The sequence below is a fragment of the Streptomyces sp. MB09-02B genome (assembly GCF_033794485.1).
Taxonomy (GTDB): Bacteria; Actinomycetota; Actinomycetes; order Streptomycetales; family Streptomycetaceae; genus Streptomyces.
Genome location: NZ_JARGEE010000921.1, coordinates 1 through 977 on the forward strand (window position 1 = coordinate 1; position 977 = coordinate 977).

1 protein-coding gene is annotated in these 977 nt (G+C 71.8%); it reads left to right on the plus strand.

Translation table 11 applies throughout. The annotated features are described in order from the left end of the window. Positions 1–32: 32 nt before the first annotated feature. The coding region (locus tag P1P70_RS45095; protein WP_319248348.1) for a DEAD/DEAH box helicase at positions 33–977 on the plus strand (945 nt) is incomplete at its 3' end.

Sequence of the window (977 nt, forward strand, 5' to 3'; positions counted from 1 at the left end):
CCCCCGCCCCGGAAAGCAGGTAGCACCCCGCCATGCTTCCCTCCCTGGCCGCCGAGGATCTGCGTCGTGCCCTCGCCGCGTACCTGACGACGAGCTTCGCGCTCGCCGACGACGACGTCCGCGAGGAGCTTGAGGCATTCCTGGAGCGGCCGGAGAGCAGGCTCTTCCGGGGCCCGTACCTCCGCGTACGTACGCCCTTCCGGGCAGCGCCCCCCGGTTGGGAGAAGGCCCTTGACTGGTTCCCCACCGACATCCCCCCCTATACCCACCAGGCAACCGCCTGGCGGCGGCTGTCCAGCAAGTCGGGCCACACCCCCGAGCCGACGATCGTCACGACCGGCACCGGCTCCGGTAAGACCGAGTCGTTCCTCATCCCGATCCTCGATCACTGCGCCCGCGCCCGCGCCGCCGGAGTGAAGGGCGTCAAGGCGCTGCTCCTCTACCCGATGAACGCGCTGGCCGACGACCAGGCCCGCCGTATCGACGACCTACTCGCCAAGAACGGCGCCCTCTCCGCCGTGACCGCCGGCATCTACATCGGCGGTGCCTCCGGCAATCGCCCCCCGGGCGACGAGGACGAGAACGCTCCCGGCTCCTACGCCCGCGAGTCCGGGGCGAGCACGATCACCCCCACCCAACTCTCGCCCGACAGCCGCCTGATCACCGACCGCGAGGCCATCCGCGCCAACCCGCCGGACCTGCTGCTCACGAACTACAAGATGCTGGACCTTCTCCTCCAGCGGATCCCGGACGTCCCGCTCTGGCAGGACGGCGGGCTGACGTACGTCGTCCTGGACGAGTTCCACACCTACGACGGCGCCCAGGGCACCGACGTGGCGATGCTGCTGCGCCGCCTGGGCGCGGCCACCGGCAAGGCGGAGCCCGGCCGCCCCCTCGGCACGATCACCCCCGTCGCCACCTCCGCCACGCTCGGCGGTGGAACCGGCGGAATCCCCGGAACCGGCGCAGCCGGCGGA